This is a genomic window from Agrobacterium sp. T29 (assembly GCF_006970545.1).
GTDB lineage: Bacteria > Pseudomonadota > Alphaproteobacteria > Rhizobiales > Rhizobiaceae > Agrobacterium > Agrobacterium leguminum.
Genome location: NZ_CP040640.1, coordinates 1,047,674 through 1,072,796 on the forward strand (window position 1 = coordinate 1,047,674; position 25,123 = coordinate 1,072,796).

Here is a 25,123-nt window from a genome sequence, read left to right on the forward strand (position 1 = left end):
TGTAGCGATTATTTGCCCGGCGCGAGAAAATCGACCAGCCGCCAGCTGTTTTTACCGTTTGCGGCGCTGTCATCATGGTCGAGTACGGCAAGACCAGAGGTGGGAAAACCCGAGGGCAGGGCGGCATGCAGCAAATCTTCGCCGATCATCGCTTCCAGCGTCGCCTCCATGGTGGGGTTGTGGCCCACCAGCATCACCGATTGCGCCTGCGCCTGCGCGGCGATGAGGGAGAGGTAGGTTTCGCTGCGCGCATTATACATCTCATCGACGTAGAAGATGTCTATGCCTTCGTTGAACGCCCGCTGCCAGGCCTGTGTGGTCTGCCGGCAACGCGCGGCGGTGGATGACAGAAGCAGTTCGGGGCGGTAATGCCGGTCGGCGGCAAGGTCGGCGATGATCTCCGCCTCGGCAAAACCGGCTTCGTTCAATCCCCGGTCGAAATCCCGTTCTCCCGGCGCCGCCCAGGCGGCCTTGGCGTGGCGCAGAAGATAAACTCGGCTCGGGGAAGATGCTGTCAAGGGCGGGGACCGGCGTTCGAATGTCAGGGCACGGGTTGAATGCTACAGGATAGGGTTGCAGGACCGCAAGTCCTCTTTCCTGTTGGTAAGTCGCGTTGAAGTGATTGAAGAAGAGTTCGCTTCAATACGAATAAAGGATAAAAATTAGTCATTTAGATGATTTTTGTGTCAGTTTTAAAAATGCCTGAAAACTGATCTGCAGACTTGAATCGGCCACTATCATTGGAGTATACACCGCCGCATTGAGATGTTCTTCGAGGAGAATCGCGTTGAGTGAGAAGATCGATCTTAGCAAATATGTGCTCTCGGAAGACGATGAGTTCATGAATGCCAGCCAGCGGGCTTACTTCCGCGCGAAGCTGGTCGCCTGGAAAAATGACATCCTGAGAGAAGCGCGCGAGACCCTCGGACATCTCGCCGAAGAAAGCGCCAACCACCCCGATCTCGCCGATCGGGCTTCTTCCGAAACGGACCGGGCGATCGAACTTCGCGCCCGTGACCGTCAGCGCAAGCTGATTTCAAAGATCGATGCAGCTCTTCAGCGGATCGAAGACGGCACTTACGGTTACTGTGAGGAAACGGGCGAGCCTATCGGCCTCAAGCGTCTGGACGCCCGCCCGATTGCAACGCTTTCCATCGAGGCGCAGGAGCGTCACGAGCGTCGCGAAAAAGTCTATCGCGACGAATAAGGCGCTGCGGCCAAGAGGTCGGCAAATCGCATGACAAATAATAAGGGCACGGAAATCTCTTCCGTGCCCTTTTTCTATTTCGAATTTCTGGTCGGAAGACCCGCGCGCGTCAGCGGTCGCGGGTCACGGAAAGCTCTCCGAAGATACGCGCCATTTCCTTCTGCATGTCTCCATCCGGTGAAGCGCCGGTGACAGGCGAGGAAGCTGGCTGCGGCTTGATCTGCTTTTCCGCGACAGGGACGACGGACGGTTCGTTATCCGCCTCCCTGCTCTTGGCGATTTCCGCCTCGAGGAAGCTTTCGAAATCGCTGGCGAGCTCATCGGAAAATTTCGGCTCGGCGTCGTTGGAAGCCACTGCCGGATTTTCAGGCTTGGGCGGGAAAGGTGCGGGCGGCGTTGTCTGTCCCGGCTTCAGGTCGGGAAGAACGCGCTCCCGTGCAGCGTCGAGAAAATCGGCGGCGATGGACTGATCGATCACCGGTTCGCGCGCGGCAAAGACCGGCGGGGCGAACTCCGCAGTCCGTTCTTCCGCCCTTGGCTCGGCGGGTGCCTGTGCAGGGATCGGCGGTGCGACCGGTACCGGAGCCGGCACGACGGGCTCGGCACGCCTGGGTTCCGTTCGGGCCGCCGCCATGTCGAGCGACGCAGCCGCCATCGGCAAGACGGCAGCGACCGGAGCCGTTGCAACCGGTATTGGCGGCGGCGTGGGGCGTGCTGTCTCCCGCTCGGGTGCCGCCTGTCTTGCCGGCGGCGCGGTTTCGCGCGCCGTTACAGGCGTGGGTACGGGTTGCGGCGGGGTCGATGGGCGTGGCGGAACCTGAGCGGCGGCCGCCGCAACGGGTGCTGGACGCGACGAGGGCACAGGTGCCGGCGGCTCCGGCCGCTGTGCTTGCTTCACGGGTTCTTCAGGCGCGGAAACGGGAGCCGCAGCCGCAACGGGCTGCTGTTGCGGCAGGGCGGGGCGACGTTCCTGCTGGATCGCCGGCTCGGCTCTCTTTTGATCGCTTTCCTGGCGCGGCAGCGCCTTTAATTCCGGCTCCTGCACGTCCCTGACAATGGGGATCGCACCTATGCCGCTTTCGATGACGATATCCGTCGGACCGCCGATCATGACGAGATGCTCGACATTGTCACGGCGCACCAGCACCAGACGGCGGCGTGCGTCCACGGCCGTCGCATCGAGAACCTGCAGGCGCGGCTGCCGGTTACGCCCGCCCCGGATGAAAGGGGCAGAACCGCTGCGCCTGCGCAGAAGCCACAGCGCAATCGCCAGAACAAGCAGGGCCACACCCACACCGACGACGGCGACGATGAGACGGTTTCCATAAGCGCCGATAAAATCTTCCATCATGGAGATCATCCCTTCAGATTTTTTGGCTTTTTCGTTTCTTGGGCAATTAATATTGCCGTGGTTCTTATAAAGTGAACGTCAAGCAGGAAAAGACGATTTTTTTGGGCGCGATACAAGGTTTATTCATTTCGCCCCACAGGATTGCCGCCTCAACCGTAACGACGCCACCAAAGCGCCATATCTCGTCCTTCAATGCTGAAAGACAGTGAAAGTTGCAATTCTTTTCCCGAAGGAGCGTTCCGGAATGTCCCAGTCATTGCGCATTAACGGCTCCCTCGCACGGCATTTGATGCGTGTTGTTTTGCTGTTGCCACCGTTTTTCGCGTTTCCACATTCGATGGCCTGGGCCGAAGACAAGGTGCCGGATAACGCAACGACCATGGCGGAATTCGTGCGCGACAACCCTTCCTGCGTCGACTTCACGGACGGATGCTCGGTTTGCACCGTTGCTGACGGCAAGATCGTCTGTTCCGCGCCGCGCATTCAATGTCAGGTGAAGGAGCTGACCTGTACCAGGCCGTAGTCTTTTAAGGCTTTTATACACCTTTCAGGCCGTTTTCGCTGTGCGTTTTTAAGCCTTTGTGTCCTGGCGGAGCTTTTTGCCGGTCAAGCGAGTTGCTACAAGAAATTTTACTGCCCGATTCCGTCGGGGAAATGGGGCTGACCGAATGACGACCTGCACGACTGCGAGGCCAAGATGACACGGGTGCGCGAGACAAGCGACAACGACCTTCCGCTGGTGGACAGGCGCGCCCGTTCCGGCACGGTCCTGCGCATTCTGCTTCTGGCGCTGGTTCTGATCGCCGCCGCTGCCGCCTTCGTCTATTTCAAGGATTCGCTCGAAAACGAAATCGTGCTCGGCATTCTCGGCGTGCTGGCCATGATGGGCATCTTCTTTCTGGTCTCGTCGATCATCGGTTTCATCGAGGTCATGCCGCAGTCGCAATCCGACGGGCTTGCCCGCCGGTTTCTCTCTGCTCACCCTGAAGGCACGCTGATCACCGACGCCAAGGGGCATATGGTCTATGCCAATGCCACCTATTGCCGGATGAGCGGCACCACCAAGGCGAGCGATATCCAGAGCCTCGAAACGCTTCTGTCGCGCAGTCGGGAATCAACCGAAGCGCTTTACCGGCTCATCAACGTGCTGCGCGAAGGCCGCGACGGTTACGAAGAGTTCCGGCTGCTGAAGCCGCTGGGTGAGGATTCCAATGCAGGCCCGCACTGGTACAGGCTGAAGGGCCGGGTGCTGAAGGATGCGGGCGGCGAGGGGCTGCACGTCTTCCAGATCGCCGATATCACGCCGGAGCGCGAGGATCAGGAGCGCTTCTTCCGCGAATTGCAGAATGCCATCGATTACCTCGATCACGCCCCGGCCGGTTTCTTTTCCGCCGGGCGCAAGGGCGAGATCGTTTATCTGAACGCTACCCTGTCGGAATGGCTCGGCATCGATCTGGCGCAGTTTTCGCCCGGTTCTATGACGGTTTCCGATATCGTCGCCGGCGAGGGCATGGCGCTGATCGAATCGGTGCACCCGCAGGGCACGGCGAAGCGCACTGAAATCCTCGATCTCGACATGCGACGGGTTAACGGCCAGAGCATGCCGGCCCGCCTCGTGCATCAGGTCACCTCGAAAGATGGCGCGCCCGGCGAGAGCCGCACCATCGTCCTGATGCGCCCAAAGGGGCAGGAGGATACGGAATCCTCCTCCGCCATGCGTTTCACCCGCTTTTTCAACAACACGCCGATGGCGATTGCCTCGCTCGACGGCGAAGGCCGCATCCTGCGCATCAACGCGCCCTTCCTGAAATTGTTCTCCGGCGTTGTCGGACGCGATGATATCGATCGCGGCGTGGCGCTTGAGACGGTCATCCATGACAATGAGAAGCCGCGGCTCGAACAGGCGCTGGCCGAAGCCAAGGACCGTCAGGGCGATATAGCGCCTTTCGATTCCCGCCACCCGAGCGACGAGGGCCGGCATTTCCGCTTCTACGTCAACGCCGTCATCGATCAGGACGATGAAGCGCCGGAAGAGGTGGCTATCGTTTATGCCATAGAAGTGACCGAGCAGAAGGCGCTCGAGACCCAGATGGCGCAGACGCAGAAGATGAATGCCGTTGGCACGCTGGCGGGCGGCATCGCCCACGATTTCAACAACGTGTTGACCGCCATCCTGCTGTCGTCGGACCATCTGCTGCTACAGGCGCGGCCTGCCGATCCGAGCTTCGCCGATCTCATGGAGATCAAGCGCAACGCTAACCGCGCGGCCGTGCTGGTACGCCAGCTTCTGGCGTTCTCGCGCAAGCAGACCATGCGTCCGGCCATCCTCAACCTGACGGATGTGATCGGCGATCTGCGCATGCTGGTGGACAGGCTGATTTCCGGCACCAATGTCAAGCTGGAGGTCGATTACGGCCGCGATCTGTGGCCGGTAAAGACGGATCTGTCGCAATTCGAGCAGGTGCTCATCAATCTCTGCGTCAATGCACGCGACGCCATGCCCGACGGCGGTAAGATCACCATCAGGACGCGCAACGTCGACGCGAAGGAAATCGCAGCGCTTGGCCGTCCGGAATTCCCGGCCGAGGACATGGTGATGGTGGAAGTTGCCGATAATGGCACGGGTATTCCGCCCGAGATCATGGACAAGATTTTCGAGCCCTTCTTCACCACCAAGGAAGTCGGCAAGGGCACCGGCCTTGGCCTGTCGATGGTCTATGGCATCGTCAAACAGTCGGGCGGTTATATCTATCCCGAATCGGAAGTGGGCAAGGGAACCGCCTTCCGTATCTACCTGCCGCGCCATGTGGTGGAGGCCGTTCAGAGCAACGGGCAGCCCGGCGAGGCGGCGCTTGCTCCGGTCATCGCAGCCGAACCGGTGAAGGAAGAGCCGCTGGATCTCACCGGCAAATCCGCTGTCGTGCTTCTGGTTGAGGACGAGGAAGCGGTGCGGCGCGGCGGCAAGCGCATGCTGGAAACCAGAGGCTACACCGTGCATGAGGCCGGCTCCGGCACCGAAGCCCTGGAGGTGATGGAGGAGCTGGAAGGCAAGGTCGACATCGTCGTTTCCGACGTCGTGATGCCGGAAATGGACGGTCCGTCGCTGCTGAGGGAACTGCGAAAGTCCTATCCGGACCTGAAATTCATCTTCGTTTCGGGTTATGCCGAGGATGCCTTCGCAAAGAACCTGCCGGCGGACGCCAAGTTCGGTTTCCTGCCCAAACCCTTCTCGCTCAAGCAACTCGCCATCGCCGTTCGCGAAATGCTCGACGACAAGGAATAAGGCGGGCGGCGGCGAACCGGATTCGGCTGCGCCGCGACCTGTCGCATCCATTGCATCCGGCCTGAAAAATGCGCCGCTACTGCGGGTCCGTGTCTTCCTGCGCCCTGGCTGCCTCCATATCCGCACTTTTCCCGAGGTTTGCCTCTTCGCAAACGCAATAGTGATTGCACCGTTTCGCAAGGGGCTTAAAATCGCGTCTTAACGACCTAGATATGAAGAGGCGAAGTTCTCCCTCCTGGCAAAGAACTGTCGGTTTGAGAACGGTTTGGAGAATGATGAAAGATGATCGCTAGGCCGATCTACATGCAGGGCGAGGGCGAAGGGGAAGACGGCGGCGGCACCAACCGCGGAACGTCTGTTATCACCCGCGTCAAGCCAAAAACAAAAAGACCGAATTTGTACCGTGTTCTTTTACTGAATGACGACTACACTCCCATGGAATTCGTCATCCACATTCTGGAGCGTTTTTTCCAGAAGGATCGCGAAGCGGCAACCCGCATCATGCTGCACGTGCACCAGCACGGCGTGGGCGAATGCGGGGTGTTTACATATGAGGTCGCAGAGACGAAAGTAAGCCAGGTCATGGATTTCGCCCGACAGCACCAGCATCCGCTGCAATGCGTCATGGAAAAGAAATGAGGATCGCAACGTGCCAACTTTTTCCCCAAGTCTCGAGAAGGCGCTGCACCAGGCACTGACCTTTGCAAATGAGCGTCACCACGAATATGCGACGCTGGAACATCTCCTTCTGGCGCTGATCGACGACGCGGATGCCGCAGCCGTGATGGGCGCCTGCAATGTCGATCTCGATGCGCTGCGCAAGACTGTCAGCGATTACGTCGACAATGAACTGACGAACCTCGTCACGGGTTACGACGAGGATTCCAAACCCACATCCGGCTTCCAGCGGGTCATCCAGCGGGCCGTCATCCATGTTCAATCGTCCGGCCGCGAGGAAGTGACCGGCGCGAACGTGCTTGTGGCCATTTTCGCCGAGCGCGAAAGCCACGCCGCCTATTTCCTGCAGGAACAGGAGATGACCCGTTACGACGCGGTCAACTACATCTCCCACGGCATCGGTAAGCGCCCCGGCACGTCGCAGACGCGCACGCCGCGCGGTGCCGATGAACCGGAAAGCGAAAACAAGGCGAGCCGCAGCAATCCCGAGGAAGACGGATCGTCCGCCAAGAAGCAGCAGGATGCGCTGAAGGCCTATTGCATCAACCTCAATGAAAAGGCGAAAAACGGCAAGATCGATCCGCTGATCGGCCGTCACGACGAGGTCAACCGTACGATCCAGATCCTCTGCCGCCGCTCCAAGAACAACCCGCTTTATGTGGGGGATCCGGGCGTGGGCAAGACGGCGATTGCCGAAGGTCTCGCCAAGCGTATCGTCGAAGGCAAGGTGCCGGAAGCGCTCGCCAACGACACCATCTTCTCGCTCGACATGGGCACGCTGCTGGCCGGAACCCGCTATCGCGGCGATTTCGAAGAGCGGCTGAAGCAGGTCGTCAAGGAGCTTGAGGAATATCCGGGCGCGGTTCTGTTCATCGATGAAATCCACACCGTCATCGGTGCGGGCGCGACCTCCGGCGGCGCGATGGATGCATCGAACCTCTTGAAGCCTGCTTTGTCTTCGGGTGCGATCCGTTGCATCGGCTCGACCACCTATAAGGAATATCGGCAATTCTTCGAAAAGGATCGCGCGCTCGTGCGCCGTTTCCAGAAGATCGACGTCAATGAGCCGTCCATCGATGACGCCATCGCGATCATGAAGGGGCTGAAGCCTTATTTCGAGGATTATCATCACCTGAGATATTCCAACGAGGCGATCAAGGCTGCCGTCGAACTGTCGGCCCGCTACATTTCCGACCGCAAGCTGCCGGATAAGGCAATCGACGTGATCGACGAGACCGGTGCGGCGCAGATGCTGCTGCCGGCCTCCAAGCGCCGTAAGCTGATCACCGAGCGGGAAATCGAGGCCACCATCGCGACGATGGCCCGTATTCCCCCGAAGACGGTCTCCAAGGACGACGAGATGGTTCTCGCCAATCTCGAAAAGGAACTGCGTTCCGTCGTTTACGGTCAGGATATCGCCATCGAAGCGCTTGCCACGGCCATCAAGCTGGCGCGTGCGGGCCTGCGCGAACCGAACAAGCCGATTGGCTCCTACGTCTTCTCGGGCCCAACCGGTGTGGGCAAGACGGAAGTGGCCAAGCAGCTTGCCGCCTCGCTCGGCGTCGAGATGCTGCGCTTCGACATGTCGGAATACATGGAGCGCCATACCGTGTCGCGTCTGCTCGGCGCACCTCCCGGTTATGTCGGCTTCGATCAGGGCGGCCTGTTGACCGACGGCGTCGACCAGCACCCGCATTCCGTGGTGCTGCTGGACGAAATCGAAAAGGCACATCCGGACATCTACAACATTCTGTTGCAGGTGATGGACCATGGCTCGCTGACCGACCATAACGGCAAGAAGATCGACTTCCGCAACGTCATCCTCATCATGACGACCAATGCGGGCGCATCCGAAATGGCGAAATCCGCCATCGGTTTCGGTTCTTCCCGGCGCACGGGCGAGGATGAAGAGGCGATCAACCGCCTGTTCACCCCGGAATTCCGCAACCGTCTGGATGCGATCATTCCGTTCTCGCCGCTGCCGACTGCCGTTATCCACAAGGTGGTGCAGAAGTTCGTCATGCAGCTGGAAACCCAGCTGTCTGAGCGCAACGTCACCTTCGATCTGCATGAAGACGCGATTTCCTGGCTGGCGGAAAAGGGTTACGACGAGAAGATGGGTGCCCGCCCGCTGTCGCGCGTAATCCAGGAAAACATCAAGAAGCCGCTCGCCAATGAAATCCTCTTCGGCAAGCTCAAGAAGGGCGGCGTCGTCAGCGTCACCGTCGGCAAAAAGGATGACGGCTCCGAAGGTCTCATACTCGAGGTCCTGCCGGAGACGGCGCCCGTGAAGCCGCAGCCGGAGGCCGAACTGAAGGCGGCCAAATCGCCCGGCAAGGCAAAGGCCAAGACGAAACCTGCTTCCAAGGCGGCGAAGGCCAATGAAGAGGCGGATGTCCTTGTTGCCGAGGCCGACAAGTCGGACGAGGACAGCAAGCCGCGCCGCAAGACCAATGCGGTGCCGAAAGTGCCGAAGAAGAAATGATCAAGGTGTTCGACCGATAAACCGATGCCGGGCGAAAGCCCGGCATTTTCATGTATGAAGCGCGTCGCGTTTTCCCTGATACCTCCGGCGCGTTTTGTTTTTTGTTTTATGCATGACGTTACCCCGAAGCTGCGGCACAGTTTCGGGTGACATGCACAAGTGGGTCAGCAATGCAGACTGCCGACAGCGATACCATCCCCCTGAGCGGCTGGTTTTTCCGGGGAATGCGGGGCATATTTTCGCTGCCCTCGCTCATTCTGATGACATCTTTCGTCGGTTTCAGCGCCTTCGCGCTGGAATCCGGTGTCGCGCGCGGTGAAGCCGTGTTCATGACGCTGATGATCTGGGCCCTGCCGGCGAAGATGATCCTGATCGGCTCCATGGTCGGCGGCGCCAATCTTGCCGCCTGCTTTCTGGCGGTGACGCTGTCGTCGGTCCGGATGATGCCGATGGTCGCCTCCATCGTTCCGGAAATGCGCGGCGCGAAGACGCCGACATGGATTTTGCTGTTTCTCTCGCATTTCGTCGCAATCACCGCCTGGGTCTTTGCCACGCAGAATCTTTCCAGGGTACCGCGCGAAGCCCGGGCCGCCTGGTTCGCCGGTTTCGGCATGACGCTCACCGTGGTCAATGCCATCATCGTCGGCCTGTGTTACGGCGTTGTCGCCGCCTTTCCGCCGCTTGTCGCTGGCGTGCTGTTTTTTCTCACGCCGGTCTATTTCGTGGCATCGATCTGGGCTTCGGCCCGTCATTCCGTCGTCAAGGTCGCCTTCGTCATCGGCGTCATCGCCGGGCCCGCCTTCGCGGTCATCGCACCGGAATTCGATATTCTCTATGCCGGGATAGGTGGGGGCACGGCGGCCTATCTGATTGACCGCCTCGTGTTCCGCCGCCGGATAAAACCCGTCTCACCGGAGAGCGAACCATGATGACCGAACATTGGTGGGCGCCCTACCTCTTCATCGCGATTGCCGGCTGGCTGGCGACCGATCTCTGGCGCTGGCTCGGCGTTCTCGCCGGTAACCGCCTGAAGGAGGATTCCGAAGCGCTGCACTGGGTAAGGGCAGTCGCCACCGCACTCGTCATGGCCGTCACCGCCAAGCTGATCGTCTTTCCAACCGGAACGCTGGAAGCATCCCCCCTGTGGCTGCGCGTCGGCGCTGCCGCGCTCGGTTTCATCGCTTTTCTGATGGCAGGCCAGCGGGTCATCGTCGGCGTGGCGGTGCCGATCCTGCTTCTGGCGGGTGGGTTGTTCGCGCTCGGTTTCTGAGATTGGTTTATTCGACCTCAGAGACCGCTCTCTCGGGCTTCCGCAACAAGCCAATCCGCAAGAAGTCTAGCCGGTGCGGTCATCTCGTCTCCTTCCATCAGCCAGTAATATTTCTCCGTATCGGCCGCCCGGTCGAAGAGCACGGTCAGTCGACCTTCGGCAATCTCGTCGTGAAAAAGCGCCGTCGGGCAGAGGCCGATGCCTTGACCGGCTTTGAGAGCGGTCACGAGCAGATTGAAATCCGCAAAAACCGGACCGGCGTTATCGGGCAGGGATATTCCCCCGGCTGCGAACCAGTTCTGCCAGGCCGCCTCGGTATCGTCATGCAGCAATTCCGCTCGTAACAGGCTGTCAATATTGTCGAAAGGACCGAATTTAGCGACATAGCCCGGCGCGCATGTCGGCCGCGTCTCCGCGCTGAAAAGCGCAACCGCATTTTCCCCGGAGGCGATGCCATGTCCTATGGTGAGATCGGCCGGTATTGCGTGATGCGCGCCGGAATAGCTGATGGATACCTGTATATCGGGGTAAAGCGCCCGAAAGCGGGGCAGGCGGGGCGTCAGAAAATGCGCTACGACCGAGGGCAGGCTGGCAAGGCGAACGGTCACGCGGTCATGGCCCTGACGGATCCGGGCGGCACCAGAAGCGATCTGCCGTAGGGCGGTCGAAATCGTCGTGCCGAATTCCTTTCCGGCTGGAGTAAGTCTCACGCCCCGCGCGTGCCGCTCGAACAGCGCCACACCGAGCCAGGCCTCCAGATTGCGCACATGCTGGCTGACGGCAGTTGCCGTCATGCCGAGTTCCTGCGCAGCCAGAGAAAAACTCGTTCTTCTGGCTGCGGCTTCGAATGCGCGGAGGGTGGTGAGCGGCGGTAATTTCATGGTGTCTCAAGGGTAAGTAAGACTTGGCCTGAGCGCAAGAAAAACCCGTCTTGTCAGGCGAGCAAGCATGGCGCAATTTCGCCTCGAGATTTTGATTGCCCGAGGATTTCATGACCCCCATGCCCGCCGCCGAACCTGTCGACGCCGCTGAACGCCGCGCCGTCCGTCCTGTTGTCGTTTATCCGAACGGGACGCTTGAAATGCCAGACCTCGCGCGTCTGGAAGAAGCCAAACAAGGCATGGAAAAGATCGATGAGGTCATCGTGCCGCCGCGTGACGGCCGCACCTTTCATGTGCCGAAGGGGCATTTCTTTCGCATCGTAAGCGTTGAAGGTCCGCAGGTCGGAGACCTGAACCTCTGGAACGCCAATGATCTGACCGAGCGGTTTTTCAGCGGCAAGACCCGCGCCCTGCACGCTACCCATGTTTCGGTCGGCAACCGGCTGTGGAGCAACCTGCCGTCCCTGCGGCCGATGGCGACGATCACGCATGATACGTTATCATGGTATGGCTTCGATGAAGACGGCGGCGGTGTGCATGACGTGATCGGCACACGCTGCGATCCCTATACCAACAAGCTCCTGAGCGGCGGCGATTACCACTATTGCTGCCATTCCAATCTGACCAATGCGCTGGCCTCCGCCAAGGGCCTGTCATTCCGGCAGGCGGAGCCGCATGTGCATGACGTCCTCAACGTCTTCATGTGCACGGGTTTCACCCGCGACACACACCAATATTTCATGAAGGCGAGCCCGGTGCGGCCGGGTGATTATCTGGAGCTTTTTGCGGAGATCGATCTTGTCGGCGCGCTTTCCGCCTGCCCGGGCGGTGATTGCAGCGCCACGCATTCGAGCGACACGGCAACCTGCTATCCGCTGAAGGTGGAAATATTCCGGCCTGATATGACGGCGCTTGAAGGCTGGCCATGGCCGGAACGGAATGCTTACCGTTCTCCGGAATGATCAGTCCGAAAACCTCTCCTGCGTCATGCTCGGGCCTGTCCCGGGCATCTGCAACCGATTGATTTTAGATACGTGTTTGGATCCTCGGCACAAGGCCGAGGATGACGTCGCATGCGAGGCAGCCATCACGAAGCAAGCGCGGCCTTTATCTTATCCGCGTGGGCTTTCAATACCTCGCCATCGGCCATCACGCCGGAATGCGGCTTCAGCGGCTCACCTTCCTTGCGCGGAATGACGTGGAAATGCAGGTGAAAAACGGTCTGGCCAGCCGCCGGTTCGTTGAACTGGGCGATGAAGACGCCATCCGCATCGAAGGCTTCCTTGGCCGCCACTGCCAGTTTCTGCACCACGGGAATGGTTTTCGCCAGCACTTCAGGGTCGGCATCGAGCAGGTTGCGTGAACCGGTTTTCGGAACGACCAGCAGATGGCCGGGGGCCTGCGGCATCACATCCATGAAAGCAAGCGTATGCTCGTCTTCATAAAGCTTGTGGCTCGGAATCTCGCCGCGCAGGATTTTTGCGAAGATATTGTTGTCGTCATAGGCGCTGGCCGTCATCGTGATCTCTCCTCATGGCGGACTATACGTCCGGTTCCTGTCTCTCGCCCTTGCGGAAGGGCGTGTGTTCATCAAGATAATCGCCGATATGCGCGACTTCCTCGCGCTCGCGCTGAAGATAGTCGGCAATGGCGCGGCGCAGGCCCGGATGGACAATGAAATGCGCCGAATGGGTGGTGACCGGCATGTAACCACGCGCCAGCTTGTGTTCGCCCTGGGCGCCGGCTTCCACCCGTTTCAGTCCCCTGGAAAGCGCGAAATCGATCGCCTGATGATAACAGACCTCGAAATGCAGAAAGAGATGATCCTCGATGCAGCCCCAGTGGCGGCCATAAAGCGCGTCCGAGCCGATGAAATTGATCGCACCGGCAATATAGCGCCCCTCACGTTTCGCCATCACCAGCAGCACGTCATCGGCCATGCGCTCGCCGATCAGTGAATAAAATTCCCGCGTCAGATAGGGCCGGCCCCATTTGCGGCTGCCGGTATCCATATAGAAGGCGAAGAACTGGTCCCAGATATCCTCGGTCAGGTCGCTTCCCGTCAGCCAGTCGATCTCGATGCCGTTTTCGAGTGCGGCGCGGCGTTCTTTCTTCAGCCCCTTGCGCTTGCGCGAGGAAAGGGCGTCGAGAAAATCACCGTGATCGCGATAACCGTCATTGATGAAGTGGAACTGCTGGTCGGTCCTGTGCAGGAAATCGCGCGGCAGAAGGGCGGAGAGATCGTTCTCTTCCAGAAATGTGACATGTGCCGATGAGACGCCGATCTTTTCCGTCACCTGCGCGAGACCGGAGGCCAGGAGCGCCTTGAAGCGTGTCTCGTCCTCGTTCCCGCAGACGAGCAACCGTGGTCCGGTTGCCGGCGTGAAGGGAACCGAGCACTGCAGTTTCGGATAATAGTGCCCGCCGGCCCGTTCGAAAGCATCCGCCCAGCCATGGTCGAAAACATATTCGCCCTTGCTGTGGTTCTTCAGATAGGCCGGCACCGCTCCGACCAGAGCACCGGAGGCGTTTTCGAGAAGCAGATGGTGCCCAAGCCAGCCGGTTTTCGCTGTCGCCGATCCCGATTCTTCCATGGATGATAAAAATTCATGGGAAATAAACGGGTTGTAGATTTTTCCTGATGTATTGCGCGAGGTTCCGGAAAGCCGCTTCCAGCTTTCCGGATCGATATCCCTGAAGGATTGCGCAACGCGAATGGAATAGTCTTCTGTCATGCCGTGGCGGACGGGTTCTCTCTCGGGTCGAAACCTTCGAATGTCATCTGGTCCGCATATTTATAGGTAGTCTCGCGCGCATTTTCATCCCTGACCGTCCAGGTAATCACCGGAAGGCCAAGTTTTCTTTGCGCCTCGATGAAGCTGTTGGGCAGATGACCCCAATGATAGGAGATAAAATCGAGACCCATCTGCATCGCTTCGTCATGTTTGAAGAAGTCTTCCGGCTTGTCGCCTTCGGCCGTCAGACCCAGCGGCCAGGGCGAGCCGGCTGCCTTCAAATCCTTCAGCAGATGGTGGTCGAAGCTCATCAGCGCCACATGGCCCTTATAGCCTTCGAGGTCTTCCAGCACCGCCTCGGCAAAACCGTCGTCGACGCCTTCGCCGGCGCGGCCTTTCAGCTCGATGACCAGCGGCACCTTGCCGGCGCAGAGCGTGAGAAGCTGCTTGAGGGTAGGGACCCGGTCCCCGGTCTGGCCGACGGCAAGAAGCAACAGCTCGGCTGATGTGCGTTCGCGCACATCGCCCTTGATGCCGGTCAGGCGGGCCATGTCGTCGTCGTGAAAAATCACCGGCACACTGTCGGCGGCCAGCTGCACGTCGCATTCGATGGCGAAACCGGCCTCGATGGCGCGGGAAAAGGCGGAAAGCGTGTTTTCCCAGATCGCTTTATTGAGATCATGATAACCGCGATGGGCGACGGGCTGAGCCGTCAGCCAGGAGAGTTTCAGCGTCATACGTCGATTTCCACGATGGCGTCGATTTCGACGGCGGCATTGAAGGGCAGGCAGGCCATGCCGACGGCGGCGCGGGCATGTTTGCCGGGCTCACCGAGAACATTGGCAATGAGATTGGAAGCACCGTTGATGACGAGGTGCTGTTCGACGAACTCCGGAACCGACGCAACAAAGCCATTCAGCTTGATGATACGGCGGATTTTCGAGAGGTCGCCATTCAAAGCGGCCTTGACCTGTGCGAGAATGTTGACGGCGCAAAGTTCGGCCGCGCGCTGGGCGCCTGGCACGTCGACATCGCGGCCAACGAGGCCCGTCACCGCAATCTTGCCCGATTCCATCGGCAGTTGACCCGATACATAAAGCAGATTGCCGCTGATGGTGAATGGAACGTAGTTTGCGGCTGGTGCTGCGGCTACGGGGAGCGTAAAGCCAAGTTCCTTGAGGCGGCCTTCGATGACGTCCGACATTTTCGTCTCCGGTTTTGTTGTAAATCCTTCAAGAATCCGGCATTCAGAAGATGTTGATCCAAAAGCCGGGCGGTTGCTTGTACAATATGAGCGGCGAGTCCAACAGGAGATATTGCATGTTTGTCAGGACGCTTGGTTTCGTTGCCGCAACAGGGCTTATGACCGGCCTGTCAAACGCTGCCAATGCCTTGCCGGTCACGGTTCCCGATCTCGTCGCCCACCGCGCCGTCTACGATCTCGAGCTCAAGGATGCGTCCGATCGATCCGGTATCGAGGGCATGACGGGCCGTATGGTCTATGAGTTCACCGGCTCGGCCTGTCAGGGCTACAAGACGGATTTCCGTTTCGTGACGCAGATCAACACCGGCGATGCCGTGCGCATGACCGACCAGCAGACCACGACCTTCGAGGATCTCACGGCCAAGAAATTCACCTTCGAAACCAAGTCCTACACCGACGACAAGCTGGACAAGGAAGTGCAGGGCGCTGCGACCGACGGCACCGATGGCGTGAAGGTCGATCTGACCCGCCCGGATGCCCGTCAGGTCAGTCTCGTCGCCAGCGAATTCCCGACGCAGCATATGTTTCAGGTCATCGAACATGCCAAACAGGGAAAGCGCATCTTCGAATCCCGGATATTCGACGGTTCGGACGATGGCGATGAAAGCCTGATCACCTCCACCCTGGTCGGCAAGTCGCAGATGCCGAAGGATGGCGATGCCGACGCCGGCAAGGCGGGGGAATTCGCCAAGGCGGCATTCTGGCCGGTAACGATCGCCTATTACAACGACAAGACCGGCACGGACGCTTTGCCGATCTACCGCATGTCGTTCAAGCTTTACGAAAACGGAATCACCCGCGATCTGACGATGGATTACGGCGATTTCGTTCTGACGGGAAAGCTTGCGAAGCTGGATATTCTCAAGCCCGAAACCTGCGAAAACAAGCCGGTTCGCTGAAAGGCGGCTATTTGAGCGATTTTTTCGCATAAATGCTTGCATTTTCACGCGGGCGACTGTATGCGGCTCACCATTCCACACGCGAAGCTTGGGATGTTCCGGGAGAAATCCGGTCCGTTCCGCCCGGTGGTATCGATGAAAATCGGTGCTGTTCGCTTCGCGGGGGTTAAACCGGAAAAGGAGTAACAAGGCATGGCATTGCCCGATTTTTCTATGCGCCAGCTTCTGGAAGCTGGTGTTCACTTCGGCCACCAGACGCACCGCTGGAACCCGAAGATGAAGCCGTACATCTTCGGCGACCGTAACAACATCCACATCATCGACCTGGCTCAGACCGTTCCGATGCTGTCGCGCGCCCTTCAGGTCGTGTCCGACACCGTCGCTCGCGGCGGCCGCGTTCTGTTCGTCGGCACCAAGCGCCAGGCGTCCGAAATCATCGCCGACAGCGCAAAGCGTTCGGCCCAGTACTACGTCAACTCCCGCTGGCTCGGCGGCATGATGACCAACTGGAAGACCATCTCCAACTCGATCCAGCGCCTGCGCAAGGTCGACGAGATCCTGAACTCGGAAGCTTCCGGCTACTCCAAGAAAGAACGCCTGAACCTCGAGCGCGAGCGCGAAAAGCTTGAGAAGGCTCTCGGCGGTATCCGCGATATGGGCGGCGTTCCGGACCTGATGTTCATCATCGACACCAACAAGGAAAAGATCGCGATCGAAGAAGCCAAGCGTCTTGGCATTCCGGTCGTTGCGATCATCGACAGCAACTGCGACCCGGATCACATCGACTACCCGATCCCGGGTAACGACGATGCTTCGCGCGCCATCTCGCTTTACTGCGACCTGATCGCCCGCGCTGCCATCGACGGTATTGCCCGTCAGCAGGGCGCTTCCGGCCGCGACATCGGCGCTTCGGAAGAAGCTCCGATCGAGCCCGCTCTCGAAGACGAGGCTGGCGCCTGATATAGGCCCTGTCTGGCGGCGATCTCGGTCGCCGTCTCCTCGACCAGGATATGACAAGGCCGTCAAAGACCTTCAATGGGTTGACGGCCTTGTTCGTTTCAAGCGCTCCGCCACGTTTTTTATGAAATCGCTGGCGTCCGATGCGGTTGAAACGGAAGGCAGTCTTCATAACGCTGTCATACTTCAGCGGCACCCATCATCTCGATGCATGGAGACGCCGCCGCACTTGGGAATGCGCATGCCCCTTTCCTGAAATCCTCTCCGGTTTCAAAGGGTGTGCGGCCGGGTACAGTCATCACCCAGAACTTCGGCACGGCAAATTCCGCCGGCTGACCGATCGAACCGATAAGAGGCAAACAATGACCGAAATCACAGCCGCAATGGTGAAGGAACTGCGCGAAAAGTCTGGCGCAGGCATGATGGACTGCAAGAAGGCTCTTGCTGAGACCAATGGCGACATGGAAGCGGCGATCGACTGGCTGCGCGCCAAGGGCATCGCAAAGGCCGACAAGAAGTCCGGCCGTACGGCTGCCGAAGGTCTGGTCGGCGTTGCCACCATGGGTCACAAGGCTGTCGTCGTTGAGCTGAACTCCGAAACCGACTTCGTTGCCCGTAACGATGCGTTCCAGGACCTCATCCGCGGTATCGCCCAGGTTGCCCTCACCACCAACGGCACCGTTGACGCTGTTTCCGCTGCCACCTATCCGGCAACCGGCAAGTCCGTTGCTGACAGCATCAAGGACGCGATTGCCACCATCGGCGAAAACATGACGCTCCGCCGCTCGGCAGCGCTCGAAGTTCCGCACGGCGTTGTTGCGACCTACATCCACAACGCTGCCGGCGACGGCATCGGCAAGCTCGGCGTTCTCGTTGCCCTGAAGTCGGAAGGCGACAAGGCCGTTCTGAACTCCATCGGCCGCCAGGTTGCCATGCACATCGCTGCGACCAACCCGCTCGCCATCCGCGCTGAAGAAGTCGACGCCGCCGTTGCCGAGCGCGAGCGCAATGTCTTCATCGAACAGGCCCGCGAATCCGGCAAGCCGGAAGCCATCATCGAAAAGATGGTCGATGGCCGTATGCGCAAGTTCTTCGAAGAAGTCGCCCTTCTGTCGCAGGCTTTCGTCATCAACCCGGACCTGACCGTCGGCGCTGCCGTTAAGGAAGCCGAAAAGGAAGCCGGCGCTTCCATCGAAGTGACGGGCATGGTTCGCCTGCTGCTCGGCGATGGCGTCGAGAAGGAAGAAAGCGATTTCGCAGCCGAAGTCGCAGCCGTCGCCAAGGGCTGATTATATTTACCCAATCTTGGGAAAACGGGAGGGCATCGCGTGACAACGCGGTGCCCTTCGTGTATCCGCGTTTCGGTTACATTTCCGAGGAGTCATGATGTCTTCCAAGCCGATCTACAAACGCGTTCTTCTCAAGGCTTCCGGCGAAGCCCTCATGGGCGATCAGGGTTTCGGTATCGATGTGGCGGTGGCTGACCGCATCGCTTCCGATATCGCCGAGGCGAGGGCGATGGGCGTCGAAGTCGGCGTTGTCGTCGGCGGCGGCAATATTTTCCGCGGTGTCGCCGTGGCCTCCAAGGGCGGCGACCGGGTTACCGGCGACCATATGGGCATGCTGGCGACCGTCATCAACGCGCTGGCGCTCGCAACCTCGCTGCGCAAGCTCAGCATCGATACCGTCGTTCTTTCCGCAATCGCCATGCCTGAAATCTGTGAGAGCTTCTCGCAGCGTGCGGCGCTCCATCATCTCGCGCAAGGGCGTGTGGTGATTTTCGCCGGCGGCACGGGCAACCCTTTCTTCACCACTGATTCTGCCGCGGCCTTGCGCGCTGCGGAAATGGGCGCCGAAGCGATCTTCAAGGGCACGCAGGTGGATGGCATCTATTCCGCCGACCCGAAGAAGGACCCGACGGCGACGCGTTTCGACGAATTGACCCACAGCGAAGTGCTCGGCAAGGGCCTGGCGGTCATGGATATCGCCGCCGTTGCGCTTGCCCGCGAAAACCATATTCCGATCATTGTTTTCTCGATCCATGAGAAGGGCGGTTTCGCGCAGATATTGACCGGCGGCGGCCGCAAGACCATCGTGCACGACAAATAATCAAAACGATGCCGCCTCTAGGGGCGACTACGGCCGGCTTGGCCGACAAGATGGAGTATCAAGATGAGTGGTGTTGACCTCAACGATATCAAGCGCCGTATGGACGGCGCCATCAATGCATTCAAGAGCGATATCGCATCGCTTCGCACCGGCCGTGCATCGGCCAATATTCTCGATCCCGTGACCATTGAGGCCTACGGCTCGCGCGTGCCGCTCAATCAGGTCGCAAACATCACCGTTCCGGAGCCGCGCATGCTCGGCGTCAACATCTGGGACAAGTCGATGGTCAACGCCGTCGACCGTGCGATCCGCGAATCCAATCTCGGCCTCAACCCCATCGTCGACGGCCAGAACCTGCGCATTCCTCTGCCTGAACTCAACGAGGAGCGCCGCAAATCGCTCGTCAAGGTCGCACATGATTATGCCGAAAAGTCCAAGGTGGCGATTCGCCATGTGCGTCGCGATGGCATGGATGGTCTGAAAAAAGCCGAAAAGGACGGTGACATCGGTCAGGACGAAAGCCGTGGACAGTCGGAAAAGGTTCAGAAAATGACCGATGACACGATTTCGGAAATTGACCGCTTGCTTGCCGAGAAGGAAAAGGAAATCATGCAGGTCTGATATCGTTCGCGATAGACCTGTATTTTATTCGTTTTAATTCCGCGCTGCCCTGTTACTGGATCGATATGCCGACGACGACACGTTCCTCCATACCCGAGCACGTCGCCATCATCATGGATGGCAATGGACGCTGGGCAAAGCAGCGCGGTCTTCCGCGCGTGATGGGGCATCGCCGCGGTGTGGAGGCCGTGCGCGAGACCGTGCGCGCGGCCGGCGATTGCGGAATACGCTATCTCACGCTCTTTGCCTTCTCGTCGGAAAACTGGCGCAGGCCCGAATCCGAGGTGAGCGATCTGATGGGGCTTTTGAAAGCCTTCATCCGGCGTGACCTTGCGGAACTGCACCGCGAAAATGTCCGCGTGCGGATCATCGGCGACCGGCAGGGGCTGAAGCACGACATACGCTCTCTCCTCGAAGAGGCGGAGCAGATGACGGCGGACAATACCAAGCTGACGCTGGTGATCGCCTTCAACTACGGAAGCCGCGACGAGATTGCGCGTGCGACAGCGGCGATTGCGCGCGATGTCGCCGAAGGCAGGATTAATGCCGAATCCATTACGCCGGAGATGATTTCGGCCAGACTCGACACGTCGGGTATGCCCGATCCGGATCTCATCATCCGCACCAGCGGCGAAGAGCGCCTGTCGAACTTCCTGCTCTGGCAGGCCGCTTATTCCGAGTTCCTGTTCGTTCCCGAATATTGGCCGGACTTCGACCGCCAGCGATTCTTCTCTGCAATCGAGCAATATGCAACGCGTGACCGCCGCTTCGGTGCACTCACCGAGCAGGTTGCCGTGGCAGGCGCCTGATGAGCCGTGAACTCAGACTGCGGATCGTGTCCGCAATCGTCATGGCGGCGGTCATTCTGGCCGCGACCTGGTATGGCGGCATTCTCTTCCGCATCGTCGCGGGCCTTCTGGCGATCCTCATCTATTATGAATGGTCGACGATTACCCGGCTGTCGGAGACCAATTCGACCGGCAATGCCTGGGGCTGGTTCGCGGTCGCCGTCATCGCCGGCAATACGATTTTCGGCGAATCCTCGCTCGATCTGCCGCTCTTATCCGGTTTCACGCTGACGGCGGCGCTGTTTCCAATTTTGCGCGGCAGGAACTGGTGGCTGGTGGGCGGCATTTTTTATGCGGGCCTGAGCGGCATATCGCTGGCAGCCATCCGTGGTGACGAGCTGACCGGCTTCGTGTCCATCCTGTTTATCTTCGCCGTCGTCTGGTCGACGGATATTCTCGCCTATTTCGTCGGACGCGCCATTGGCGGGCCGAAGCTTGCGCCTTCGATCTCGCCCGGCAAGACCTGGTCCGGCGCCATCGGCGGGGCGGTAGCGGCCGTGATCGGCGGCGGTGCGGTGTCCATGGCCTATCACGGCAGGATCAGCGTGCTCGTGCTGGGGCTCGCCCTTATCCTCTCGGTGTTCAGCCAGATCGGTGATCTCTTCGAATCCTTCGTGAAACGGCGTTTCCAGGTCAAGGATTCCAGTCATCTCATTCCGGGCCATGGCGGCTTCATGGACCGTGTCGACGGTCTTGTTTTCGCCTGCTTTACGGTATTCCTCATTGCTTTCGTGCATGCGGCGGCAACCGGCGACGTGCCCGGATCGGGCGGCGGTCTGTTGCCGGGTTTCTGAGCGGCGCGAAAGGTCACGACACAAAGGGCAGATTGTCATGAACACAGTAATGGCGGCGACCGGCTTTCTGACCGGCTATATCGTGCCCTTCATCCTAGTGCTGTCACTGCTCGTTTTTGTCCATGAAATGGGCCATTATCTGGTCGGTCGCTGGTGCGGCATCCGCTCCACCGCATTCTCCATCGGCTTCGGCCCGGAGCTGATCGGTTTCACCGACAAACGCGGCACGCGATGGAAGATTTCCGCGATCCCGCTCGGCGGTTACGTCAAGTTCTTCGGCGATGAGGATGCGGCGAGCAAGCCGGATAGTTCCGGCCTGTCTCATATGTCGCTGGAGGAGAGGGCGCAGACGCTTTCCGGCGCAAAGCTGTGGAAAAGGGCGGCCACGGTTGCCGCAGGCCCGATCGCCAATTTCATTCTCGCGATTCTCATCTTCGCGGTGCTCTTCGGCATTTACGGCCGGATGATCGCCGATCCGGTCGTGGCGGAAGTCCGTGAAAACAGCGCGGCGGCTGCCGCCGGCGTGCAGCCCGGCGACCGGCTCATCGCGATCGATGGCGAAAAAGTGATGACCTTCGAGGATGTCCGCCGTTACGTCGGCATCCGGCCGGGCACGCCGATCACGGTGACGGTCGAAAGGGCGGGCGAGGAGCTGAAGCTGCCGATGGTCCCGACCCGCACCGAAACCACCGACCAGTTCGGCAACAAGCTGGAAATGGGCATTATCGGCATCGTCACCGACCAGACCAGCGGCAATTTCCGCCATATCGAATATTCGCCGTCCGAGGCGCTGGTCGAAGGCGTGCGTGAAACCGGCCACGTCATTACCGGAACATTCAACTATATCGGCAATCTCGTGACAGGGCGCATGAATGCCGATCAGCTTGGCGGTCCGGTGCGTGTGGCGCAGGCGTCCGGCCAGATGGCGACGCTCGGCATTTCCGCCGTTATCCAGCTTGCCGCCGTTCTTTCCGTCTCCATCGGTCTTTTGAACCTGATGCCTGTGCCGGTTCTGGACGGCGGGCATCTGGTGTTCTACGCCATCGAGGCCATTCGTGGCAGGCCGCTTGGTGCGGGCGCGCAGGAAGTCGCGTTCCGTATCGGGATGATGATGATTTTGGGTCTTATGGTTTTTGCAACATGGAATGATATCAGCAGCTTGATCGGCTGAGGATTGTGTTTTAACGGTTTTGTTAGTTATTTGTTTACCTTGTTTTTATGCCGAAGTGGCGAATGAGCCACTCTGGAGCACGAAGTAAACAGAATTTAACGTTCGCGCTTGCTTGTAGGGGAAAAGCAGGTAAAACGACGCACATGGCCGGAGTCGGGTTCCGCCCGCTGAGGGACAACGTAAAAAGGTAAGAATTGAAATGAAGGCTGGTTCAAGATTTTTGAACGCTGTGTCGGCGGTTGCTCTGTCTGCCGGTGTTGCTTCGGTTGCGGGCCTTGGCGTGCTTGCCTCTGCTGGCGCTGCAAATGCGGCCGTCATCAGCAGGATCGATGTTCGCGGGGCCGACCGGTCCGGTGCGGACTCCGTGCGTTCCAACATCACCATTGCGCCGGGTAAGAACTTTTCCAATTCGGACATCGATGAATCGGTGAAGCGTCTTTACGCCACCGGTTACTTCTCGAATGTTTCCATGCGCGTTTCCGGCAGCACGCTGGTCGTGACCGTCAATGAGAACCAGCTCGTCAACCAGGTGGTCTTCAACGGTAACCGCAAGATCAAGGACGACAAGCTCGCCGGCGTTGTGCAGACCCAGTCCCTCGGCCCGTTCAATCAGGCCATCGTGACGGCGGATATTGCCCGCATCAAGGAAGCCTACGCCGCCATCGGCCGTAGCGATGTTGAAGTCACCACGCAGACCGTTTCCGTCGGTCAGGGCCGTGTGAACATTGCTTTCGTCATCAATGAAGGCGAGCGCACGAAGATCGGCCGCATCGATTTCATTGGCAACAATGCCTATAGCGATGGCCGTCTGGCCGCCGTTATCAATACCAAGAAGTCCAACATGCTGTCGTTCCTGACGCGTAAGGACGTCTATAACGAGGACAAGCTGCGCGCCGACGAAGAGGCGCTGCGCCAGTTCTATTACAACCGCGGTTATGCCGACTTCCGTGTCGTGTCCTCCGAGGCTGTGCTGGACGAGTCCAAGAACGAATACACCATCTCCATCACGGTCGATGAAGGTCAGCGTTACAACTTCGGCAACGTCGCCGTCGAATCGACCGTTCCGGGCGTCGATGGTTCGGAACTTCAGGGCCTCGTGGAAACCCACCAGGGCGGAAGCTACAGCGCCAAGGAAGTTCAGCAGAGCATGGAAGCGATTTCCAAGCGCGTGGCCGGCGAAGGTTATCCCTTTGCCCGCGTAACGCCGCGCGGCGACCGCGACATGGCTGGCAACACCATCGGTGTGACCTATATCGTCGATCAGGGCGAGCGCGCCTATGTCGAGCGTATCGAAATCCGCGGCAACACCCGTACGCGTGACTACGTCATTCGTCGCGAGTTCGATATTTCCGAAGGCGATGCATTCAACCAGACGGTCATCACGGCTGCAAAGCGCCGTCTCGAAGCGCTCGGCTATTTCTCGAAGGTCAATATTTCGACCGCCGGCGGCAGCGCGCCTGACCGCGTCGTCATCGTTGTTGACGTAGAAGATCAGTCGACGGGTTCGTTCGGTATCGGCGCCGGCTATTCGCAGAACGACGGTGTGCTGCTCGAAGCTTCCATCGAAGAAAAGAACTTCCTCGGTCGCGGCCAGTACATCCGTCTCGCCGCTGGTGCGGGTGAAGATGATGCGCGCAGCTATACGCTGTCCTTCACGGAACCCTATTTCCTCGGCTACCGTCTTGCCGCAGGTTTCGACCTGTTCAAGAGCCAGAGCCGCAGCGAAGACTATTACGACTATGACGAGCAGGGCTTCTCGCTGCGCGTGACCGCGCCGATCACCGAAGACCTCTCGACGACGTTCAAGTACACCTACAAGCAGCTCAATTATGACGGCGAAGGCGACTGGGAAACCGGCAGCAACCTTGCCGCTCCCTACAAGGACCTGATCCGTGGCGGTGACTGGACGCAGTCCATCATTTCGAACACGCTGAACTACAATACGCTCGACGACCGCAACATGCCGCGCGAAGGCTGGCAGGCTGCTCTGACGAACGAATTTGCAGGTCTCGGCGGCGATTCCGAATATTACAAGATTTACGCCAAGGCTCGCTTCTTCTACACGCTCTCCGATGAGTACGATGTCATCGGCTCGCTGACCGGCCAGGCCGGTCACGTGGTGCCGACAGGCGACAATCTGCTGGTATTCGATCAGTTCAAGTTCGGTGGCCGTCAGGTTCGCGGCTTCAAGAACGACGGTATCGGTCCTCGCATCGGTTCCGACTCCATCGGCGGCACGACCTATTTCGCCGCTTCTGCTGAAGTCACGGCTCCGATGCCTGGCGTTCCCGAAGATTTCGGCCTGCGCCTTGCTGGCTTCGTGGATGCCGGCACGCTCTATGGCAACAAGGTTGCCAACAGCGCCGGTGTGAAGGACGACAACTCTATCCGCGCATCCGCCGGTATCGGCGTGATGTGGGCGTCGCCCTTCGGTCCGATCCGCGTCGACTACGCCGTGCCTTTCGCCAAGGAAGACTACGACGAGGAACAGCGTTTCCGGTTTGGCATGTCCAACACTTTCTGATATCGGCAGTCCAGAACTGCAACTTTGAACGTTCTGGAGTTTCCGG

Annotated in this window: 24 protein-coding genes; 17 read left to right on the forward strand and 7 right to left on the reverse strand. The window is 59.4% G+C overall.

Annotation, left to right across the window (positions count from 1 at the left end; all coding sequences use genetic code 11):
• Positions 1–8: 8 nt before the first annotated feature.
• Complete coding sequence (locus FGF54_RS05380; protein ID WP_246666973.1) at positions 9–485, reverse strand: histidine phosphatase family protein; 477 nt, start codon at positions 483–485, stop codon at positions 9–11.
• 302 nt (positions 486–787) lie between these two features.
• On the opposite strand from FGF54_RS05380, the gene dksA reads away from it, so the two are divergent.
• On the forward strand, positions 788–1,207 hold the full coding sequence (gene dksA, locus FGF54_RS05385) for an RNA polymerase-binding protein DksA (protein ID WP_003496274.1): 420 nt from the start codon (positions 788–790) through the stop codon (positions 1,205–1,207).
• Positions 1,208–1,316: 109 nt separating this feature from the next.
• On the opposite strand, the gene FGF54_RS05390 is transcribed toward dksA, so the two are convergent.
• A complete protein-coding gene (locus FGF54_RS05390; protein ID WP_168208014.1) occupies positions 1,317–2,567 on the reverse strand; it encodes a flagellar biosynthetic protein FliO in 1,251 nt (416 codons plus the stop codon).
• A gap of 196 nt (positions 2,568–2,763) precedes the next feature.
• On the opposite strand from FGF54_RS05390, the gene FGF54_RS05395 reads away from it, so the two are divergent.
• The 6 genes from FGF54_RS05395 to FGF54_RS05420 all read left to right on the forward strand — a co-directional run bounded on the left by FGF54_RS05395 (position 2,764) and on the right by FGF54_RS05420 (position 10,274).
• Complete coding sequence (locus FGF54_RS05395; RefSeq protein ID WP_246666958.1) at positions 2,764–3,081, forward strand: hypothetical protein; 318 nt, start codon at positions 2,764–2,766, stop codon at positions 3,079–3,081.
• 174 nt (positions 3,082–3,255) lie between these two features.
• Entirely contained in the window at positions 3,256–5,841 is a 2,586-nt protein-coding gene (gene cckA / locus FGF54_RS05400; RefSeq protein WP_065653937.1) for a cell cycle histidine kinase CckA, read from the forward strand.
• A gap of 282 nt (positions 5,842–6,123) precedes the next feature.
• A complete protein-coding gene (gene clpS, locus FGF54_RS05405; RefSeq protein WP_003521420.1) occupies positions 6,124–6,480 on the forward strand; it encodes an ATP-dependent Clp protease adapter ClpS in 357 nt (118 codons plus the stop codon).
• A 10-nt stretch (positions 6,481–6,490) separates the two neighbouring features.
• On the forward strand, positions 6,491–9,004 hold the full coding sequence (gene clpA / locus FGF54_RS05410; RefSeq protein ID WP_003521419.1) for an ATP-dependent Clp protease ATP-binding subunit ClpA: 2,514 nt from the start codon (positions 6,491–6,493) through the stop codon (positions 9,002–9,004).
• A gap of 170 nt (positions 9,005–9,174) precedes the next feature.
• Positions 9,175–9,933 carry an AzlC family ABC transporter permease gene (locus FGF54_RS05415; RefSeq protein ID WP_020810567.1) on the forward strand — a complete coding sequence of 253 codons (759 nt, stop codon included), beginning with the start codon at positions 9,175–9,177 and terminating at the stop codon, positions 9,931–9,933.
• On the forward strand, positions 9,930–10,274 hold the full coding sequence (locus FGF54_RS05420; protein WP_168208015.1) for an AzlD domain-containing protein: 345 nt from the start codon (positions 9,930–9,932) through the stop codon (positions 10,272–10,274). The genes FGF54_RS05415 and FGF54_RS05420 overlap by 4 nt, the downstream gene beginning before the upstream one ends.
• Before the next feature lie 17 nt (positions 10,275–10,291).
• Here FGF54_RS05420 and FGF54_RS05425 read toward each other — a convergent pair whose 3' ends face one another.
• The gene (locus FGF54_RS05425; RefSeq protein WP_142779112.1) at positions 10,292–11,155 is read right to left on the reverse strand and encodes a LysR substrate-binding domain-containing protein; all 864 of its coding nucleotides are present in this window, start codon (positions 11,153–11,155) and stop codon (positions 10,292–10,294) included.
• Between the two features lie 110 nt (positions 11,156–11,265).
• On the opposite strand from FGF54_RS05425, the gene FGF54_RS05430 reads away from it, so the two are divergent.
• Complete coding sequence (locus FGF54_RS05430; protein ID WP_142779113.1) at positions 11,266–12,117, forward strand: DUF1989 domain-containing protein; 852 nt, start codon at positions 11,266–11,268, stop codon at positions 12,115–12,117.
• A 125-nt stretch (positions 12,118–12,242) separates the two neighbouring features.
• Here the strand turns inward: FGF54_RS05430 and FGF54_RS05440 are convergent, their stop codons facing one another.
• The 4 genes from FGF54_RS05440 to FGF54_RS05455 are packed head-to-tail and all read right to left on the reverse strand — an operon-like array spanning position 12,243 to position 15,094.
• The gene (locus FGF54_RS05440; protein WP_142779115.1) at positions 12,243–12,674 is read right to left on the reverse strand and encodes an HIT family protein; all 432 of its coding nucleotides are present in this window, start codon (positions 12,672–12,674) and stop codon (positions 12,243–12,245) included.
• 22 nt (positions 12,675–12,696) lie between these two features.
• Entirely contained in the window at positions 12,697–13,890 is a 1,194-nt protein-coding gene (locus tag FGF54_RS05445) for a GNAT family N-acetyltransferase (protein ID WP_142779116.1), read from the reverse strand.
• Positions 13,887–14,627, reverse strand: a complete 741-nt coding sequence (locus FGF54_RS05450; protein ID WP_168208016.1) for a glycerophosphodiester phosphodiesterase — start codon at positions 14,625–14,627, stop codon at positions 13,887–13,889. The genes FGF54_RS05445 and FGF54_RS05450 overlap by 4 nt, the downstream gene beginning before the upstream one ends.
• Positions 14,624–15,094 (reverse strand): RidA family protein, encoded by a 471-nt coding sequence (locus tag FGF54_RS05455; RefSeq protein WP_142779117.1) that lies wholly within the window; start codon positions 15,092–15,094, stop codon positions 14,624–14,626. Before FGF54_RS05455 ends, FGF54_RS05450 begins: the two co-directional genes overlap by 4 nt.
• A gap of 116 nt (positions 15,095–15,210) precedes the next feature.
• Between FGF54_RS05455 and FGF54_RS05460 the strand changes: the two genes are divergently transcribed.
• From FGF54_RS05460 to bamA, 9 genes are all read left to right on the forward strand, one after another.
• Positions 15,211–16,053, forward strand: coding sequence for a cell envelope integrity EipB family protein (locus FGF54_RS05460; RefSeq protein WP_003521409.1), 843 nt, complete (start codon positions 15,211–15,213; stop codon positions 16,051–16,053).
• A 192-nt stretch (positions 16,054–16,245) separates the two neighbouring features.
• On the forward strand, positions 16,246–17,013 hold the full coding sequence (gene rpsB / locus FGF54_RS05465) for a 30S ribosomal protein S2 (protein WP_003496241.1): 768 nt from the start codon (positions 16,246–16,248) through the stop codon (positions 17,011–17,013).
• Positions 17,014–17,372: 359 nt separating this feature from the next.
• Positions 17,373–18,299, forward strand: coding sequence for a translation elongation factor Ts (gene tsf, locus FGF54_RS05470; RefSeq protein ID WP_003521408.1), 927 nt, complete (start codon positions 17,373–17,375; stop codon positions 18,297–18,299).
• Positions 18,300–18,396: 97 nt separating this feature from the next.
• The gene (pyrH, locus tag FGF54_RS05475) at positions 18,397–19,119 is read left to right on the forward strand and encodes a UMP kinase (RefSeq protein WP_003502561.1); all 723 of its coding nucleotides are present in this window, start codon (positions 18,397–18,399) and stop codon (positions 19,117–19,119) included.
• Positions 19,120–19,182: 63 nt separating this feature from the next.
• Positions 19,183–19,740, forward strand: coding sequence for a ribosome recycling factor (gene frr, locus FGF54_RS05480; protein WP_003521407.1), 558 nt, complete (start codon positions 19,183–19,185; stop codon positions 19,738–19,740).
• Positions 19,741–19,805: 65 nt separating this feature from the next.
• Positions 19,806–20,549, forward strand: coding sequence for an isoprenyl transferase (locus tag FGF54_RS05485; protein WP_059752791.1), 744 nt, complete (start codon positions 19,806–19,808; stop codon positions 20,547–20,549).
• Positions 20,549–21,382, forward strand: coding sequence for a phosphatidate cytidylyltransferase (locus FGF54_RS05490; RefSeq protein ID WP_003521405.1), 834 nt, complete (start codon positions 20,549–20,551; stop codon positions 21,380–21,382). The genes FGF54_RS05485 and FGF54_RS05490 overlap by 1 nt, the downstream gene beginning before the upstream one ends.
• A gap of 49 nt (positions 21,383–21,431) precedes the next feature.
• Positions 21,432–22,553 (forward strand): RIP metalloprotease RseP, encoded by a 1,122-nt coding sequence (rseP, locus tag FGF54_RS05495; RefSeq protein WP_003521404.1) that lies wholly within the window; start codon positions 21,432–21,434, stop codon positions 22,551–22,553.
• A 199-nt stretch (positions 22,554–22,752) separates the two neighbouring features.
• Positions 22,753–25,077 (forward strand): outer membrane protein assembly factor BamA, encoded by a 2,325-nt coding sequence (gene bamA / locus FGF54_RS05500; protein ID WP_065653926.1) that lies wholly within the window; start codon positions 22,753–22,755, stop codon positions 25,075–25,077.
• Positions 25,078–25,123 lie beyond the last annotated feature (46 nt).

What these genes read in the sequence shown, in the direction of transcription:
- FGF54_RS05390 (WP_168208014.1), bottom strand. Translation starts at nt 2,567, where the DNA reads ATGATCTCCATGATGGAAGATTTTATCGGCGCTTATGGAAACCGTCTC.
- cckA (WP_065653937.1), top strand. Translation starts at nt 3,256, where the DNA reads ATGACACGGGTGCGCGAGACAAGCGACAACGACCTTCCGCTGGTGGAC.
- clpS (WP_003521420.1), top strand. Translation starts at nt 6,124, where the DNA reads ATGATCGCTAGGCCGATCTACATGCAGGGCGAGGGCGAAGGGGAAGAC.
- FGF54_RS05415 (WP_020810567.1), top strand. Translation starts at nt 9,175, where the DNA reads ATGCAGACTGCCGACAGCGATACCATCCCCCTGAGCGGCTGGTTTTTC.
- FGF54_RS05420 (WP_168208015.1), top strand. Translation starts at nt 9,930, where the DNA reads ATGATGACCGAACATTGGTGGGCGCCCTACCTCTTCATCGCGATTGCC.
- FGF54_RS05425 (WP_142779112.1), bottom strand. Translation starts at nt 11,155, where the DNA reads ATGAAATTACCGCCGCTCACCACCCTCCGCGCATTCGAAGCCGCAGCC.
- FGF54_RS05430 (WP_142779113.1), top strand. Translation starts at nt 11,266, where the DNA reads ATGACCCCCATGCCCGCCGCCGAACCTGTCGACGCCGCTGAACGCCGC.
- FGF54_RS05440 (WP_142779115.1), bottom strand. Translation starts at nt 12,674, where the DNA reads ATGACGGCCAGCGCCTATGACGACAACAATATCTTCGCAAAAATCCTG.
- FGF54_RS05445 (WP_142779116.1), bottom strand. Translation starts at nt 13,890, where the DNA reads ATGACAGAAGACTATTCCATTCGCGTTGCGCAATCCTTCAGGGATATC.
- FGF54_RS05450 (WP_168208016.1), bottom strand. Translation starts at nt 14,627, where the DNA reads ATGACGCTGAAACTCTCCTGGCTGACGGCTCAGCCCGTCGCCCATCGC.
- FGF54_RS05455 (WP_142779117.1), bottom strand. Translation starts at nt 15,094, where the DNA reads ATGTCGGACGTCATCGAAGGCCGCCTCAAGGAACTTGGCTTTACGCTC.
- FGF54_RS05460 (WP_003521409.1), top strand. Translation starts at nt 15,211, where the DNA reads ATGTTTGTCAGGACGCTTGGTTTCGTTGCCGCAACAGGGCTTATGACC.
- rpsB (WP_003496241.1), top strand. Translation starts at nt 16,246, where the DNA reads ATGGCATTGCCCGATTTTTCTATGCGCCAGCTTCTGGAAGCTGGTGTT.
- tsf (WP_003521408.1), top strand. Translation starts at nt 17,373, where the DNA reads ATGACCGAAATCACAGCCGCAATGGTGAAGGAACTGCGCGAAAAGTCT.
- pyrH (WP_003502561.1), top strand. Translation starts at nt 18,397, where the DNA reads ATGTCTTCCAAGCCGATCTACAAACGCGTTCTTCTCAAGGCTTCCGGC.
- frr (WP_003521407.1), top strand. Translation starts at nt 19,183, where the DNA reads ATGAGTGGTGTTGACCTCAACGATATCAAGCGCCGTATGGACGGCGCC.
- FGF54_RS05485 (WP_059752791.1), top strand. Translation starts at nt 19,806, where the DNA reads ATGCCGACGACGACACGTTCCTCCATACCCGAGCACGTCGCCATCATC.
- FGF54_RS05490 (WP_003521405.1), top strand. Translation starts at nt 20,549, where the DNA reads ATGAGCCGTGAACTCAGACTGCGGATCGTGTCCGCAATCGTCATGGCG.
- rseP (WP_003521404.1), top strand. Translation starts at nt 21,432, where the DNA reads ATGGCGGCGACCGGCTTTCTGACCGGCTATATCGTGCCCTTCATCCTA.
- bamA (WP_065653926.1), top strand. Translation starts at nt 22,753, where the DNA reads ATGAAGGCTGGTTCAAGATTTTTGAACGCTGTGTCGGCGGTTGCTCTG.